Annotated in this window: 13 protein-coding genes; 9 read left to right on the forward strand and 4 right to left on the reverse strand. The window is 58.6% G+C overall.

The window, feature by feature from the left end; genetic code table 11:
* Positions 1-103: 103 nt before the first annotated feature.
* Both csrA and R3C19_01110 read right to left on the reverse strand, forming a co-directional pair.
* The gene (gene csrA / locus R3C19_01105) at positions 104-307 is read right to left on the reverse strand and encodes a carbon storage regulator CsrA (GenBank protein ID MEZ6058939.1); all 204 of its coding nucleotides are present in this window, start codon (positions 305-307) and stop codon (positions 104-106) included.
* A 363-nt stretch (positions 308-670) separates the two neighbouring features.
* A complete protein-coding gene (locus tag R3C19_01110) occupies positions 671-979 on the reverse strand; it encodes an HU family DNA-binding protein (GenBank protein ID MEZ6058940.1) in 309 nt (102 codons plus the stop codon).
* Positions 980-1,644: 665 nt separating this feature from the next.
* Between R3C19_01110 and R3C19_01115 the strand changes: the two genes are divergently transcribed.
* From R3C19_01115 to R3C19_01125, 3 genes are all read left to right on the forward strand, one after another.
* The gene (locus tag R3C19_01115) at positions 1,645-2,286 is read left to right on the forward strand and encodes an RsmD family RNA methyltransferase (protein MEZ6058941.1); all 642 of its coding nucleotides are present in this window, start codon (positions 1,645-1,647) and stop codon (positions 2,284-2,286) included.
* Entirely contained in the window at positions 2,283-4,199 is a 1,917-nt protein-coding gene (htpG, locus tag R3C19_01120) for a molecular chaperone HtpG (GenBank protein MEZ6058942.1), read from the forward strand. The genes R3C19_01115 and htpG overlap by 4 nt, the downstream gene beginning before the upstream one ends.
* Before the next feature lie 88 nt (positions 4,200-4,287).
* Entirely contained in the window at positions 4,288-5,706 is a 1,419-nt protein-coding gene (locus R3C19_01125) for a UDPGP type 1 family protein (GenBank protein MEZ6058943.1), read from the forward strand.
* Between the two features lie 49 nt (positions 5,707-5,755).
* Here the strand turns inward: R3C19_01125 and tal are convergent, their stop codons facing one another.
* Positions 5,756-6,727, reverse strand: coding sequence for a transaldolase (gene tal / locus R3C19_01130; protein MEZ6058944.1), 972 nt, complete (start codon positions 6,725-6,727; stop codon positions 5,756-5,758).
* 249 nt (positions 6,728-6,976) lie between these two features.
* Here tal and R3C19_01135 point away from each other — a divergent pair, with 249 nt between their 5' ends.
* Complete coding sequence (locus R3C19_01135) at positions 6,977-7,402, forward strand: hypothetical protein (protein ID MEZ6058945.1); 426 nt, start codon at positions 6,977-6,979, stop codon at positions 7,400-7,402.
* 264 nt (positions 7,403-7,666) lie between these two features.
* Positions 7,667-7,951: an antibiotic biosynthesis monooxygenase gene (locus tag R3C19_01140; protein MEZ6058946.1), complete on the forward strand. Its 285-nt coding sequence runs from the start codon at positions 7,667-7,669 to the stop codon at positions 7,949-7,951.
* Between the two features lie 58 nt (positions 7,952-8,009).
* Here the strand turns inward: R3C19_01140 and typA are convergent, their stop codons facing one another.
* On the reverse strand, positions 8,010-9,869 hold the full coding sequence (gene typA / locus R3C19_01145) for a translational GTPase TypA (GenBank protein MEZ6058947.1): 1,860 nt from the start codon (positions 9,867-9,869) through the stop codon (positions 8,010-8,012).
* Positions 9,870-10,145: 276 nt separating this feature from the next.
* Here typA and gatC point away from each other — a divergent pair, with 276 nt between their 5' ends.
* The 4 genes from gatC to gatB all read left to right on the forward strand — a co-directional run bounded on the left by gatC (position 10,146) and on the right by gatB (position 15,434).
* The gene (gene gatC, locus R3C19_01150) at positions 10,146-10,439 is read left to right on the forward strand and encodes an Asp-tRNA(Asn)/Glu-tRNA(Gln) amidotransferase subunit GatC (GenBank protein MEZ6058948.1); all 294 of its coding nucleotides are present in this window, start codon (positions 10,146-10,148) and stop codon (positions 10,437-10,439) included.
* Between the two features lie 113 nt (positions 10,440-10,552).
* A complete protein-coding gene (gene gatA, locus R3C19_01155) occupies positions 10,553-12,010 on the forward strand; it encodes an Asp-tRNA(Asn)/Glu-tRNA(Gln) amidotransferase subunit GatA (GenBank protein MEZ6058949.1) in 1,458 nt (485 codons plus the stop codon).
* Positions 12,011-12,230: 220 nt separating this feature from the next.
* Complete coding sequence (locus tag R3C19_01160) at positions 12,231-13,703, forward strand: ATP-binding protein (protein MEZ6058950.1); 1,473 nt, start codon at positions 12,231-12,233, stop codon at positions 13,701-13,703.
* 231 nt (positions 13,704-13,934) lie between these two features.
* Positions 13,935-15,434 (forward strand): Asp-tRNA(Asn)/Glu-tRNA(Gln) amidotransferase subunit GatB, encoded by a 1,500-nt coding sequence (gatB, locus tag R3C19_01165; protein ID MEZ6058951.1) that lies wholly within the window; start codon positions 13,935-13,937, stop codon positions 15,432-15,434.
* Positions 15,435-15,481: the final 47 nt, after the last annotated feature.

Below are 15,481 nucleotides of genomic sequence, written 5' to 3' on the forward strand. Positions count from 1 at the left end.
CATCAGCGAACAGAATTGCTTTCGCAACGTCGGCAGGCAGACGCCGCCAACTTCAGAGTTCCGGGGATAGTTGCAGACAGATTTCTGAAAATCAAGCGCCAGACTACTGGTCTTCGGCGTTTCCGGCGAGTGCCGCCGTATCTCGCTCTTTCAGAATCGCGTCGAGTACTTCCTGCCGATGCACAGAGACGTCGCGCGGTGCTTGAATCCCAAGTCGCACCTTGTCACCGCGCACTTCGACAACAGTGATTACCACGTCATCATTGATGACGATGCTTTCACTCTTCTTCCTCGACAAAACCAACATGGCAGATCCCTCGGATAAGCATCTTCACACCCACTGTCCATTCAGCGAGGAGACAGAAAGGCTGTCTTTGGTTCGCTGCAAGCCCGTTGGACGTGTGCAGATTTTCACTAGCCGGAGATTTTACGCCTGCCGAATACTGAGGTCAAGCACCTGCCTAACCTCAATTTGGCAATCCGGAATTTTCTGAAACCCCGCCTGGTTGCGACAGGAACCTTCAGAAGTCCGGAATCATGACACCGGAACTGAACGTACCCGCAGGGCATCGGTGGTATTCAGTGGGGAAGCAGTGACACCGGGAAACCGCTGCAGACATGCACGACACGGCGAATTTGCCATGCCGAACTGCCGACAGACCGGCGATCCTCAGATCATCTCTTTCAGCTTCTTTAGCGGCCGAACCTTTACGACTTTGGATGCCGGCTTGGCCTTAATCATGATCTCTTCGCCGGTCAGCGGATTGCGTCCGGGGCGTGCCTTCGTAGCCGGCTTATTGTGAACGTAGACCTTCAGAATACCGGGCAGATTAAAGACGCCCGCACCTTTAGTCAGGTCTTTTTCGATCAGCGCTTCCAGCGCGTCCAGAACTGCGGAGACTTCCTTACGACTCAGATCCGTTGCTTCAGCCAGTGCGTTCAGGATCTCGGACTTGGAACGCGGTTTTGCCGTGGCCATTCGATAATGACTCCTTCATGAGTGTTTGCCGAATCTCGCCGCAAAGAAGGTTTTTCTGGCGAGACAGAGACCGGATTTTCGGCCGAAGTTAAGTGTGAAGCTATCATGATGTCAACGCAGGCGAATTGCAAAAACTCACAAAAATGCCAGTTTTTCCGCACTCAGCAATCCATTGGCGAATCGCTCTTGCCGGATGCTGTACGGATGATTCTGAGAAGACACGTCTGCCAGCGGGGCTTCCGCCTTTGCCGCAAGCCGGTCGGGTTCCTGGTCCTGCATACTCGGATGATCGATTCACTTCGTATGTCGGGATTCGGATCCCGTCGAATCTGCGCGGATGAATCGTAGTCTCCGCCAGCAGTCTCAGGCTGGCTCTGTGATCAGGCCGTCGAGAGCCTGTCACGCCGCGGATTCGCGATCCGGGAAACCGGTTGCCGCGCGTGTGAGGCGGCATGCGGAGCGTCTTTGATGTGGAGCGTGTGTGATGGCATGGCTCACCGGAACGCACACGGTGGGTCAGATTCCTGAATGTCGCACAGTGTGGCAATCAGCGGGATTTCGTTCCCGGTGGTTGATCGCCGGCGTGATGGCTGTTTGAATCCCCGGTTCGCACGCTTCGAACATTGTGTTGTCGTGTGCCACTTCGACTGCCATTGAATTGCAGAATGACACTCCGAATCATCGGCGGGACTCTCCGTCGCCGGCTTTTGACCACACCGCATGGTCTGACGACTCGGCCGTACACGGACCGAGTTCGGCAGATCGTGTTTGACCGAATCGGTGCCAGCCTTGAACAGGCGCGAGTCGCCGATATCTTTTCGGGTGTGGGTACGATGGGACTCGAATCGCTTAGCCGGGGAGCCGCCAGTTGCGTGTTCTTCGAAGCTGATCGCCAGGTGTTCGCGTCGCTGAAGGAGAATGTCGATCTGCTGGCAGGTGACTTCACCACGGTTTGCTGGAAGACCAACGTTCACCGGACGTCGTTCCGTCCAAAAGGCTGCGACGGCATCCTGCCATACTCAGTAGTGTTTCTTGACCCGCCGTATGCCCAGTGCTCTCTGCTTGAACGCGGCCAGCCCCTGGCAAAGGCGCTGACCCGTCTGGCACGGCCGGAAGTGACTTCCGGCGACGTCACGCTGGTGCTGCGAACGCAGGACCGGTTCGACCTACCGGCACTGAATCGCTGGATGACGCAGGACTGCTGGCATCTTTCCTCAATGAAAATCTGGCTGCTCAGGAAAGCACCGGACGAACACGAAACTCCGCACGAAGCGACGTTGGAATCAAACTCAAAGGCTGACGCATGACCGTCGAAACGCAACCAGAACAATTCCAGTTTCAGGCCGAAATCAGTCGGCTGCTGCACCTGCTTTCTGAGTCGCTGTACCAGAACAGGGAAATCGCCATCCGGGAACTCGTGTCGAATGCGTCCGATGCGCTCGACAAACTGCGGCACGAATCACTGACGAACTCAGCCATCGACGGATCCGACCTGCGGATCACGGTCAAACCCGACAAGGACTCAAGACTGCTGATCATCCGCGACAATGGCATCGGGATGACACGCGATGAACTGATCCGGAATCTGGGAACGATCGCTCACAGCGGTTCACTGGAGTTCCTGCAGAAGCTGCAGCAGAAGGGCGGCAAGGCGGATCCTGTTTCGCTGATCGGACAGTTCGGCGTCGGTTTTTACTCCGCGTTCATGCTGGCGGATCGCGTGGAAGTCCGGTCGCGCAGCTTCAGCGACGACAAGGGCTGGACCTGGGAATCGACCGGTGACGGATCCTTCACCGTCACGGAAACTGCTGACGCGCCGGATCGCGGCACGGAAATCCGCCTTCACCTGAAAAAGGACCGCGGGGAATTCGCGGAACCGACGCGGCTGAAGTACATCCTGAAAAAATATTCGACGTTCGTGCCGCATCCAATCTATGTCAGCGACGAACACATCAACAATCAGCCACCGATCTGGGTGGAGCCGAAGTCATCGCTGTCTGACGATCAGTACAACAATTTCTTTGAATACCTGACACACTTTCCAGGCCAAAAGCCGCTGTGGCACCTGCACCTTTCCGCCGATTCGCCGTTTCAGTTTCACAGCATCCTGTTCTGCCCGGAATCCAATCTGGAACGCATGGGTTTCGGCCGCGCCGAGCACGGTCTGCATCTCTGCGCCAAGCGGATTCTGGTGCAGAATGACAACCGCGATTTGCTGCCGGATTACCTGCGTTTTCTGCGAGGAATCGTGGATTCGGCCGATTTGCCGCTGAACGTGTCCCGCGAGGCTCTTCAGGACAACACCGTGTTTCGCAAGATGCAAAAGGTGCTGACAAAGAAGGTCCTGGATCATCTTGACTCAATAGCATCCGATGACCCGGCCGCGTACGCGAAGTTCTACAGGGAATTCGGCTCCATTGTTCGGGAAGGCGTTGGTTCGGATTTCGACAACCGCGAACGCCTGGCGAAGCTGCTGCGATTCCAGTCAACTCGAAGCGATGCAGAACACGGATTTGTTTCTCTGGCCGAATACGCAGAGAAAGCCGGTGAGGATCAGAAGCAGATCTATTTTGTGACCGGCACAGAACGCTCCGCAGTGCTGCGCGATCCCAACCTGGAGATCTTCCGCGACAAAAATCTGGAAGTGCTGGTATTGACCGATCCCGTCGACGAATACGTGCTGGCAAATCTCGGACAGTTCGAAGATCGCCGTCTGGTGTCTATTGATTCCGCTGACATCGAACTGCCGGAAGCGAAATCTTCTGATGACGACGCCGAACCAAAACCGGAAGTTGCGGCCCCCGGTGCTGATGATGCCTCCCCTCACTTCGAAAAGATACTTGAACTGTTCCGCAAAGAACTCGGCGATCAGGTCGAAGACGTCAGGCAGTCCAAACGCCTGACTGAGAGCGCGTGTTGTCTTGTGAATGCCAAAGGTTCGCTGAGTACGACGATGCAGAAGGTTCTGCAACTGAATACTCCCGATTTTGAACTTCAGAAGATGATTCTGGAGGTGAATCCGAAGGCTCCGCTGATCAAGCGACTTTGCGAAATCGCCGTCAACGACGACAACGCAGGCTTCATCCGCAATTGCGGTCGGCAGCTTTACGACAATGCCATGATCATGGCCGGCCTGGCACCGGACGGCCAGGACATGGCTCACCGCGTGCAATCCTTCATGCAGGAACTGGCCCAGCAGCGTTCGGCAATCAAGATTTAGCCCGCCCGTCTGACAGATTCTGTTCCGCCGCGGGACTGTCTCGGGTGGCATCCGGCCTTTGCACGACATCACCTTGTACCGAGTTCTCATGACTGCTGAACCCGCCGAACTGCTTTCAATTCTGCGAATTCACAACCAGCAGCATGTCCTGCGGTGGTGGAACGATTTGAACGAAGCCCAGCGAAGTCTGCTGACAACCCAGATCGAAGATGTCGACTTTGAAACCGTCCGGCGGGTCTGGTCGGAATCGAGTTCCCAGGTGGCGGCAGACGACAACCAGGCCGCGTGGCGCGCGGACCGCGCGACGGCTCCGTCGTCTGTTGTGCGCCAGCCGGTATCAGACAGCGATCGCGCCGCCTGGCAAGACGCAGTCAGCGCGGGCGAAAGACTGCTCGCCGACGGCAGTGTTGCCGTGATCACCGTCGCGGGAGGCCAGGGCAGTCGACTTGGGTTTGAGCACCCGAAGGGCATGTTCCCGATCGGCCCGGTCAGCGATCGCACGCTGTTTCAGATCTTTGCCGAACAGATCCGGGCTCGTCGCCGTCGGCACGGCGGATCGATTCCGTGGCTTATCATGACCAGCGCGGCGACGCACGAGGAAACAATTGCATTCTTCGGGCAGCACAACTTCTTCGGACTTCCCGCGGACAGTGTCGCGTTCTTCATGCAGGGAGACATGCCGGCCGTCGACGCGGCAACAGGCAGGCTGCTGCTGAAAGATAAGGCCTCGCTGGCTCTTTCACCTGACGGTCACGGCGGAATCGTCGGAGCTTTGAAGAAGTCAGGCCTGCTGGACCGACTGGCGCGGGACGAAGTCGACTATGTCTTTTACCACCAGGTCGACAATCCGACGGTCATCATCTGCGACCCCGCGCTGATTGGACTGCATCACCAGCACAAATCGCAGATGACGACAAACGTGGTAAGAAAGACCAGTCCGACGGAACGAATGGGCGTGCTGGTCGATCTTGATGGCCGCACAGAAATCATTGAGTACAGTGAACTGACGGACGAGCAGGCGAACCGAACGGACGGCGCCGGCCAGTGGGTTTTCTGGGCCGGAAACACAGCGATCCACATCTTTGCACGGGAGTTCTTCGAACAGCTCACCGACGGCAGACTCAGCCTGCCGCTGCATCTGGCACTCAAGAAAGTGCCGTATCTCGACGATTCCGGCGTCGTCGTTGAACCGGAGAAACCCAATGCCAACAAGTTCGAACGTTTCATTTTCGACGCGCTGCCGCTGGCGGAATACAGGCTGATCGTGGAAGGTGACCGGGCTCGCGAATTCAATCCCGTCAAGAACGCCGACGGCAGTGATTCTCCCGCGACGGCGAAAGCGGCGCTGAATCGCATCGGCCGCGAATGGCTGGCCGCCGCGGGATATCACGTCGCTGACGACACCAACGTCGAAATCAGCCCGCTGGTCGCACTTGATGCGGCGGAACTGGCGTCCAGACTGGCGTCCGGCAAAGTTCGACTCGAAGACCTGACGGACGGAAAATAGGACCCCGGCGATTTCTCGGCCGACGATGCCGCAGTCAGTCAGGCCGCAGTCAGGCCGGAATGGATTCCATTCGCTGAGCCAGGTAGGCGCGAAGTTTGTCCAGGTCCGAAGTGAAGCCGCGAATTCCCTCCGCCAGCTTCTCCGTGGCCATAGCGTCTTCGTTCAGCATCCAGCGAAACGTCTTTTCGTCCATTTCGATGCGTTCGATGTCGAGCTGCCTGGCGGCATCCGCGCTGAGTCGCTGAGGCACATCGGCGTCTGATGATCGCAACTCCGCAAGCAGGCCGGGAGAAATCGTCAGCAGGTCACAGCCACACAGTGCTTTCACCTGTTCGGCCGTGCGAAAGCTGGCTCCCATGACTTCTGTTTTGAAGCCGTGCTTCTTGAAGTAGTTGAAGATCTGAGTCACCGATTGAACGCCGGGATCATCTTCGGTCGGAATGCTTTCGACGCCGCGTTTTGCCCGATACCAGTCGTAGATCCGACCCACGAACGGGCTGATCAGCGTGACCCTGGCTTCCGCGCAGGCGACCGCCTGACCGAATCCGAACAGCAGCGTCAGATTGCAGTGAATGCCGTCGCGTTCGAGCTGTTCGGCGGCGCGAATCCCTTCCCAGGTGCTGGCGATCTTGATCAGGACGCGCTCCGGACCGATGCCGGCCTCGGCGTACAGTTCGATCAGTTGCCGAGCTCTGTCGACGGTACCGGCGGTGTCGAAACTCAGGCGAGCATCGACTTCGGTGGAAACCCGGCCGGGGATGATGTCCAGAATACGGCAACCAAAGTTGACGGACAGCTTGTCGATGATCGCATCAATCAACTGATCATCCGCGAAACTGCCGGCCTGTGCGTAGCTGATGGCGTCGTCTACCAGGTCCTGGTACTGCGGCATCTGAGCCGCCTTGTACAGCAGGGAAGGATTCGTTGTGGCATCCTGAGGCTTGTGCTCGGCGATGGCATCCAGTTCTCCGGTGTCCGCGACGACAACGGTGTGTTGCTTCAACTGATCGAGCGAAGTCATTGGAAAGGCAACCTTCGGAATTGAGCGTGGATGACAAGTCAGAACTTCACTGTTGCGAGTTCCGACCGTATTGCAACCTGTGCTCCGTCACGCTGCAAGCGAGCCCTGCTTGTCGCCGTCGCCGGTGAGATCCGCAGGTTTTTCGCGAACCTTCCATCCGCGGAACGACTCCTATCCGGCATGTTCGGCCGGCGCGCCTGTTGTCAGCGGTGGCCAGATTCCGGGTTCCTCTCAAAGGGAGTCAACCAGATGATGTTGCTGTATGGATTGATGAGCGGCGTCTCGGCGATGCTCCGCCGACTTGCCGAATGGAAGCATGCCCGTGCGCAAAGCGCGTACGAACATGCGGCCGATGCGTTCGGGGAACTCGAAACGAGCTGCAAGGCGCAGGAAGTTGCGCTGGGGCGACCGGTCGACTATGCGGCTCAGTTGCGACTGCTGAAGGCTTACGAGCTTCGTGAATCGCAGAAGCAGCGCTGGCTGAAGGCTGCGGCCCGCGTCAACCGCAACAAGCAGGTCGACGGCAAGCTGCGTTCGTTCCGCGAAGTCCGCCTGCCGTACACATTCGGTCTGATCGATATGGCATGCGTTCTGCGCGTGCTGGATCATTTCGGCGTCATGCCGCAGATCGAACAGCCAGTTCTTGAGGCGCTGTACGCGATGCTGTCTCACTGACAGCCGTCACAGAATTTGCAGGTAACTGAACAACGGCGAAGCACGGTGACACGGCACCGGCTTCGCCGTTTGTTATTGGTTCACCCGATTCCGGTGCGCATCGCCGGGCCAGACTGCTGCGACACGGGCGTCAGAGACGGTCGGCGTCCGTGACGCAAAGTCGGCGAATGACTGACGGTACGACGCTGACAGCGTTTCGCGGAATCTCAATCGTGCTACCATGACGGTTCACGTACCCATTTCCCCGCGAACAAGTCAGGTACCATGATTACCGTCGGAATGAACTATCACGTGATCGAAGGCCGCCAGCAGGACTTTGAAGACAAATTCGCCGCAGTGATCTCGGCACTGAATGCCGCTAACGGCCACCAGAATTCGACCCTGTGGAAGGACGTCGCCGACGGAGCTTCGTATCTGATTACCAGCGAGTGGACAGACGAAAAAGCATTTACGGACTTCATCCACAGCCAGGCGTTTCGCGATGTGACGAACTGGGGGAAGGAGCAGATTCTGTCAGACCGCCCGCGGCACAGGATCTACAGGAACTGACCGCCGTGGAATCCGGTGCGACGTTCCTGGCGTCGTAAAGCGAGAAGGCCACCGGCCTTCAATTGCGGGCGAAGCGCTTCCGGGCGTTTTCGGTCAGGTGCGTCTTGCGAAGGCGAATCACCTGAGGCGTAACTTCCACGTATTCGTCCCACTCGATGTACTCCAGCGCGGCCTCCAGAGTCATTTCGCGCGGCGGACGCAGCAGAATCGCGTCGTCAGCGCCGGAGGAACGGATGTTGGTCAGCTTCTTTTCCCGTACGGGGTTGACGGTCATATCGTTTTCGCGCGCGTTCTCGCCGATGATCATGCCTTCGTAAACATCGTCGCCGGGATTGACAAACATGTCCGCGCGGTCCTGCAGCTTCCACAAGGCATAGGCCACGGCTTTGCCGCCGATCTGCGACACCAGAACTCCGTTCTGGCGCGACGGGACTTCACCTTCAATGGGACGATACTCATCGAAACGGTGGTGCATGATGGCTTCACCGCGGGTCGCATTCAGCATCCGGGTTCGCAGGCCGATCAGTCCGCGAGCGGGGATCGTAAATTTCAGGTGTGTCATGCCGGTGCCGGATGCCGTCATTTCCGTGGCCTGACCCCGCCGGGCTCCGACCAACTCCATGACGGGACCAACATCAGCCGTCGGCACGTCAACAACAAGCTGTTCGTACGGTTCGCACTTCTTTCCATTGATTTCCTTCACAATGACTTCCGGTTTGCCGACCGACAGCTCATAGCCTTCGCGACGCATCGTTTCGATCAGAACGGCCAGATGAAGAATGCCGCGACCGGAGACCGTGAAGGAATCCTTGTCGCCCGTTTCCTCAACTCGCAGTGCCACATTGGACTGCAGTTCCCGAAAGAGCCGATCCCGAAGATTGCGGCTGGTCACGTACTTACCGTGCTGACCGGCCAGCGGCGAGCTGTTGATTGTGAACTTCATCGACAGTGTGGGTTCGTCGATCTCGATGCGGGGCAGGGCAATCGGCCGGTCCGGGTCCGCCACCGTGTCACCGATTTCCGGATCGGGCAGGCCGATCACGGCGACAATGTCACCCGCATGGGCGACGTCTGTATCGGTGCGGCCGAGGTTGCTGAAGAGCTGCACCTGGTCAATCTTCGCTCGGGTGATGGAACCGTCGCGCCGAGTGATCGCGATCTGCTGGCCGGTGCGAATTTTTCCCGCCGCGATGCGCCCGGTGGCGATGCGGCCGACATACTTCGACCATTCCAGCGACGTGACCATCATCTGCAGAGGATCGTCGGGACGAACCTTCGGCCCCGGAATTCTCTCCAGCACCATATCCAGCAGAGGTCGAATATCGCCGCTGCGAGCAGTCGGATCGTGAACCGCGTATCCTTCCTTCGCACTGGTGAAGATGTAAGGGAAGTCGAGCGTTTCGTCATCGGCACCCAGTTCCACCAGCAGGTCGAACGTGTGAGACAGCACCTCGTCAGGACGGCAGTCCGGCCGATCGATCTTGTTGATCACCACCATCAGCTTCAGGCCGTTTTCGAGCGCCTTCTGCAGCACGAATCGCGTCTGCGGACGCGGGCCTTCGAATGCATCAACCAGCAGAAGTGCTCCATCAGCCATCTTCAGCACGCGTTCGACTTCACCGCCGAAGTCGGCGTGGCCGGGTGTGTCGATGATGTTGATCCGAACGCCCTGGTACATCATGGCGATGTTCTTGGCCAGAATCGTGATGCCTCGCTCACGCTCCAGATCGTTGGAATCCAGTAGGAATTCCTGCATCTTCTGGTTCTCGCGGAACATCCCGCTCTGCCTGATCAGACAGTCGACCAGTGATGTCTTGCCGTGGTCGACGTGTGCGATGATGGCGATGTTGCGCAGGTCACTGCGTCGAACGGGGCCGGATTGAGGTGCGGTCATCACGGATTCAAGTGCGGTCGACATGGAATTCGGGTGCTTCGGAAAACGACGGGGAACGCCGACACGGCGGCTGGACGGCCGCATCTGAAAAAAGCCCGGCTTAACAAGAAGCCGGGCTTTGGCAGGTGGCTGGATTGGGAAATGCCCTTTGCGGGCGAGTGCGGAATCCTACCGGCGGAGCGTGCTGCGGCGAAGACGTGTTTCTTTTTTTCGCGGCAAATTCGCACACTTGGCACGGGAATTCGCCAAAGCAGTCGGCGACCGGCTTGATCTGCCGGTTTCAGTTGAGAAACTGCCGCCATGAATATCGAGGAAGTTCGTAAAGTTGCCTCTCTGTCCCGTCTGTCGCTGACCGACGAGGAACTGAACGTCTACGGAGGACAACTGACGGAGGTCCTGGGGTATGTCGAAATGCTGAACGAAGTCAACATCGACGGTGTCGAGCCGATGCCGCATGCAATCGACCTGCAGAATGTTTTCAGGGCCGATGTGCGCAAACCTTCGCTCGATCGTTCCGCGGCACTCGCCAACGCTCCCAAAACCGACGGCGTGTTCTTCCAGGTGCCGCAGATTCTGGAGCAAAAGAACACCTGATCCCGTTCGATCGCCCGCCCGCGGGATGCGGTGCCCGGCAAGCCATCAATCGGGAACCAGGACCTCCATCCAGCGCGTGTCGGGACAAAACTCCGGGACGAGGACCATCAACGATGACCGTTTCCAACAGCCCGGGACAATCCACGGCAGAACTCCTCTCCGCACTGCAGTCCGGAGACCTGACCAGCCGCGCGCTGACGGAAGCCTGTCTGGGACGAATTCGCGAACGGAATCCGGAATTAAACGCGTTCATCTCCGTCGACGAAGCCGGTGCCTTGCAGCAGGCCGACGCCATCGATGCGAAGCGCAAATCCGGTGAACCGGTCGGACTGCTGCAGGGCCTGCCCGTCGGCATCAAGGACAACATGTGCCAGACGTCCGTTCGAACCACCTGCGGAAGCCGAATGCTGCAAAACTTTCTTCCGCCGTACGACGCACACGTCGTCGAACGATTGCGGGCCGAAGACGGCGTGATTGTCGGCAAGACGAACATGGATGAGTTCGCGATGGGATCCTCGACCGAATCCTCGTTCTTCGGAGCCTGTCGGAATCCGGCGAACCCGGGACATTCCGCCGGAGGATCCAGCGGCGGTTCCGCGGCGGCGGTCGCTTCGGGCATGGTCCCACTGGCGCTGGGATCGGACACAGGAGGCTCCATTCGACAACCCGCTTCATTCTGCGGCGTTGTCGGAATGAAGCCAACCTACGGCCGAGTGTCCCGTTACGGCCTGGTCGCGTTTGCCAGTTCGCTGGACCAGATTGGCCCGTTCGCCGGCGATGCAGCCGGAGCGGCCTTGTTGCTGCAGGCCATCAGCGGTCATGACGAACGAGATTCCACGTCGGTTGAACGTCCTGTGCCGGCATATTCGGCCGATCTCGACAAACCGCTGGACGGACTGCGGATTGGTGTCGTCGATGAACATTACGGCGAAGGCATCGATTCCGAAGTCGCCTCCACCGTCAGAGCCGCCATCGCGGGTCTGGAAGCCGCCGGCGCCGAACTGAGCCGCGTCGAACTGCCGCACGCAAAATACGGAGTCGCCACGTACTATCTGATCGCCCCCAGCGAAGCCTCCAGCAACCTGGCTCGCTACGACGGGATCCACTACGGTCACCGGGCGACGGAGTACGACGACATGGTGGATCTGTACTGCCGCAGCCGGGGCGAAGGCTTCGGGCCCGAAGTCAAGCGGCGCATCATGCTCGGAACATATGCATTGTCCGCGGGGTACTTCGACGCGTATTACCTGAAAGCTCTGAAGGTCCGCCGCCGTATTCGTGAGGACTACGACACAGCCTTCGCAACGGTTGATCTGATCGCCGGACCGGTCGCGCCGACTCCCGCGTTTCGGCTGGGCGAAAAGCTGGACGATCCGCTGGCCATGTATCTGAACGACCTGTACACAATCGGAGCCAATCTGGCCGGCATTCCGGCAATTTCCCTGCCGTGCGGCCGAAGCTCTTCCGGGCTCCCGATCGGCCTGCAGTTGCAGGCACCGGCCTTCGAAGAACTGCGACTGCTGCAGGCCGCAAGGATGCTGGAATCTGCAGGGACGGTGAAGTCGCCCTGAACGCGGCCGGATCCGCGCACCTCCGCCGTCGCGATGTCGCCGCCGGGGAACTCGTCGGTCTGTCGGTCATTTCATAATCAGCCAAATCTGAATCTGAAGGCAGGATTTGGCTGATTATAGAAAACCCCGCCTCCGGCAGATCTCTCGACGCATGTGCCGGCTTTATTTATAATCAGCCAAATCGATATCTCAGAACGCGATTTGGCTGGATATAAATTCGATGGCTGCTGTGATCGGTCGCGACTCGGAAAAGGCGGAACTGGATCGGGCACTTGTTTCCGGCCAGCCGGAACTCATCGCTGTCTACGGCCGCAGACGCGTCGGCAAGACATTTCTGATCCGCGAATACCTGGCGAACGCGATCTGCTTCGAACTCACCGGGCTGCACAACGAGACTCTGCCGAGGCAGCTGGAGAACTTCTCCCGGCGACTGCGGGAACAGACGGGAGCCGACGAGCCGGTGCCGCAGTCCTGGCTGGAAGCATTCGGGCAGCTCCGCGGCTTCCTCAGCAATCAAAGGTCGAAACAGAAAAGGGTCCTGTTTTTTGATGAATTCCCGTGGCTGGCCGGCCGGCGTTCCGGTTTTCTGTCGGCCTTCGAGGAATTCTGGAATTCGTTCGCCAGCCGGGATTCCGGCATCGTCTGTATCATCTGCGGGTCGGCCGCGTCATGGATGATCACCAAAGTCATCAATGCAAAAGGCGGCCTGCACAACCGAGCGACAGCGACGCTGCGTCTGGAGCCATTCACACTGGCGGAAACGAAGGAGTACCTGCAGCACCGCCGCGTCAGCCTCACGGATCTTCAGATCACGCAGCTCTACACGGTGCTGGGCGGCATCCCGCACTACCTGCAGCGTGTGAAGAGAGGGCAATCGGCCGCTCAGACAATCGACGAATTGTGCTTCACCAAAGACGGTTTGCTGGCTCGTGAGTTCGACAACCTTTACGCCGCGCTGTTCGAAAATGCCGACCGTCACGAATCCGTTGTCCGAGTGCTCGCCGATACGCGACAGGGACTGACGCGGACGGAACTGGTGCGGTCCGCGTCGCTGGAAAGCGGTGGCACGCTGACCAAAGTCCTGCGGGAACTTTCTGAATCCGGCTTTATCCGAGAAATGCCTGCGCTGCACGCTGTGCGCAAGAATTCCCTGCTGAGACTGACCGATGAATACTCCCTGTTCTATCTGAAGTGGATCGAAACCAATCGCATGAGCGGTGCCGATGTCTGGCTGACGAAATCGTCCGGACAGAAGTACAAAAGCTGGTGCGGCTATGCGTTCGAGAATCTGTGCCTGAAACATGTACCGCAGATCAAGGCCGCTCTGGGAATTTCCGGTGTACTGACCGAAGAAGCTTCATGGCACTATCGAGCCGCGGACGACAGCCAGCAGGGCGCCCAGATCGATCTGCTGATCGACCGCAATGATCAATGCATCAACGTGTGCGAAATGAAGTTTTCGGAGGCACCGTTCACGATTGACAAACGGTACGCAGCAGAATTGCGACGCAAGCTGGCCGTATTCCGGGAGCGATCCAAAACAAACAAATCGATCTTTCTGACGATGGTCACTTCCGCCGGACTTCGCCAGAATCAGTATTCGCGGGAACTGGTCGCCGGCGAAGTCACGCTTGCCGACCTGTTCGAGCCGCTGAAACGGCAGAAATCCCAGTCTGCGGTCAGATCGGAATGAGCGATTCCGGCATGTGGCAGCCAGCCGGATGTGCGGCCTCCTTCCGGGAAGATCGAAATCTGCCGGGCGTTGCACAGGGCCGTATACCCGGCCAAATCGCCGCTCGGAACACCAGATTTGGCTGATAATACCCCGAGCGGGGTAGATTGAGGTATTCTGGCTCGCGGCGGAAGAGGTGTTCGATGTATCAGTGTTCGCCGCGGCCAGTAAAAAAACCAGACCACTGACTCCATGCCAGACTATACGACAATCATCGGACTTGAGGTTCACACGCAGCTTAAAACCGCTTCGAAGCTGTTCTGCGGCTGCGCGAACGAATTCAATCCGGATCAGCCGAATACACAGACGTGTCCGGTCTGTCTGGGACTGCCGGGCTCGCTGCCGGTCATGAACCGCCATGCGTTTGAACTTTCCGTGAAGACCGCTCTGGCGCTGAACTGCACGATCCCGCATTTCACAAAGTGGGACCGCAAGCAGTATTACTATCCGGACCTGCCCAAAGCCTACCAGATCAGCCAGTACGATCTGCCGTTCAGTCAGCATGGCTGGCTGGAGATTGCCGGCGATGATCCGAACCGCGAACCAAGACGGATCCGCATCACGCGGGCTCATCTGGAGGAAGACGCCGGCAAGAACATTCACGACGACAGCGGTCGCGGCGGCGACAGCCATGTCGACCTGAATCGTACCGGAACTCCGCTGCTGGAGATCGTCAGCGAACCGGACCTGCGCTCGGCTTCCGAAGCCCGGCGATATCTGGAAGACCTGCGGACGCTGTTGCTGTTCATCGGAGTCTCCGACTGCAACATGCAGGAAGGCTCACTTCGCTGCGATGCAAATGTCAACCTGCATATCACCGGCGACGATGGTTCAACAATCGCGACACCGATCGTTGAACTGAAGAACATGAACAGCTTCCGCAACGTCGAACTGGCGATTGAATACGAAGCCAGGCGGCAGATTCGCGATTTCGAAAAGACGGGCCTGACGATCCGGGACGCTCCCAAGTCTACTCGCGGCTGGGACGCCGATGCCGGCAGAACGTTCGCTCAGCGGGAAAAGGAAGAATCGTCTGACTATCGCTACTTTCCGGATCCGGACCTGGTGCCGGTCGTGCTGACCGAAGCGGAGATTGAATCCATTCGTCAGTCGCTTCCCGAAACACCGGCCGCCAGGAAGCAGCGATTTCAGCATTCGCTGGGGCTGTCGGAATACGATGCGTCCGTCATCATCGGACAGGGGCCGGAGTTGACAGCTTACTTTGAAGACGCTGCGGCTGTCTGCCGGGACGGAAAGGTCGCGGCCAACTGGGTAACACAGGACGTGCTCCGGGATCTGAACGCCGGCGACGGCGGACTTGCCGGATTTCCCGTGACGTCGGAAATTCTGGGGACGCTGCTGAAATGCATCACGGATGGACGGATCACCAACAAGAGTGCCCGCGACGTGTACGCGATCCTTCGCGAACGCTCGGCGTCGGGCGCGGCCATTGGTGCTGGTGATGTGGACGACATTATTGCCGAAAACAATCTGGAGATCGTTCGGGACGCAGGTGCGATCGAGGCCGCGATTGCCGCAGCCGTCTCCGCCAGACCGGACGCCGCAGCCGACGTCAGGGCCGGCAAGCCGCAGGCGATCGGTCCGCTGATCGGCATGGTGATGAAACAGGTCGGCGGAGCCGATCCGAAATCCGTGCGTGAAATGCTGCTGAAGGCAATTCAGGAAGGCTGAGGCGACACCGCAGTGCCGGGACTTTCAGTGGGATGCCGCGCTGGGAA

The sequence above is a fragment of the Planctomycetaceae bacterium genome (assembly GCA_041398785.1).
Taxonomy (GTDB): Bacteria; Planctomycetota; Planctomycetia; order Planctomycetales; family Planctomycetaceae; genus JAWKUA01.

Coding starts and splice junctions, on each gene's coding strand:
- R3C19_01140 (MEZ6058946.1), top strand. CDS start 7,667: ATGATTACCGTCGGAATGAACTATCACGTGATCGAAGGCCGCCAGCAG.
- csrA (MEZ6058939.1), bottom strand. CDS start 307: ATGTTGGTTTTGTCGAGGAAGAAGAGTGAAAGCATCGTCATCAATGAT.
- R3C19_01110 (MEZ6058940.1), bottom strand. CDS start 979: ATGGCCACGGCAAAACCGCGTTCCAAGTCCGAGATCCTGAACGCACTG.
- gatA (MEZ6058949.1), top strand. CDS start 10,553: ATGACCGTTTCCAACAGCCCGGGACAATCCACGGCAGAACTCCTCTCC.
- R3C19_01115 (MEZ6058941.1), top strand. CDS start 1,645: ATGACACTCCGAATCATCGGCGGGACTCTCCGTCGCCGGCTTTTGACC.
- tal (MEZ6058944.1), bottom strand. CDS start 6,727: ATGACTTCGCTCGATCAGTTGAAGCAACACACCGTTGTCGTCGCGGAC.
- gatB (MEZ6058951.1), top strand. CDS start 13,935: ATGCCAGACTATACGACAATCATCGGACTTGAGGTTCACACGCAGCTT.
- R3C19_01160 (MEZ6058950.1), top strand. CDS start 12,231: ATGGCTGCTGTGATCGGTCGCGACTCGGAAAAGGCGGAACTGGATCGG.
- R3C19_01125 (MEZ6058943.1), top strand. CDS start 4,288: ATGACTGCTGAACCCGCCGAACTGCTTTCAATTCTGCGAATTCACAAC.
- R3C19_01135 (MEZ6058945.1), top strand. CDS start 6,977: ATGATGTTGCTGTATGGATTGATGAGCGGCGTCTCGGCGATGCTCCGC.
- gatC (MEZ6058948.1), top strand. CDS start 10,146: ATGAATATCGAGGAAGTTCGTAAAGTTGCCTCTCTGTCCCGTCTGTCG.
- htpG (MEZ6058942.1), top strand. CDS start 2,283: ATGACCGTCGAAACGCAACCAGAACAATTCCAGTTTCAGGCCGAAATC.
- typA (MEZ6058947.1), bottom strand. CDS start 9,869: ATGTCGACCGCACTTGAATCCGTGATGACCGCACCTCAATCCGGCCCC.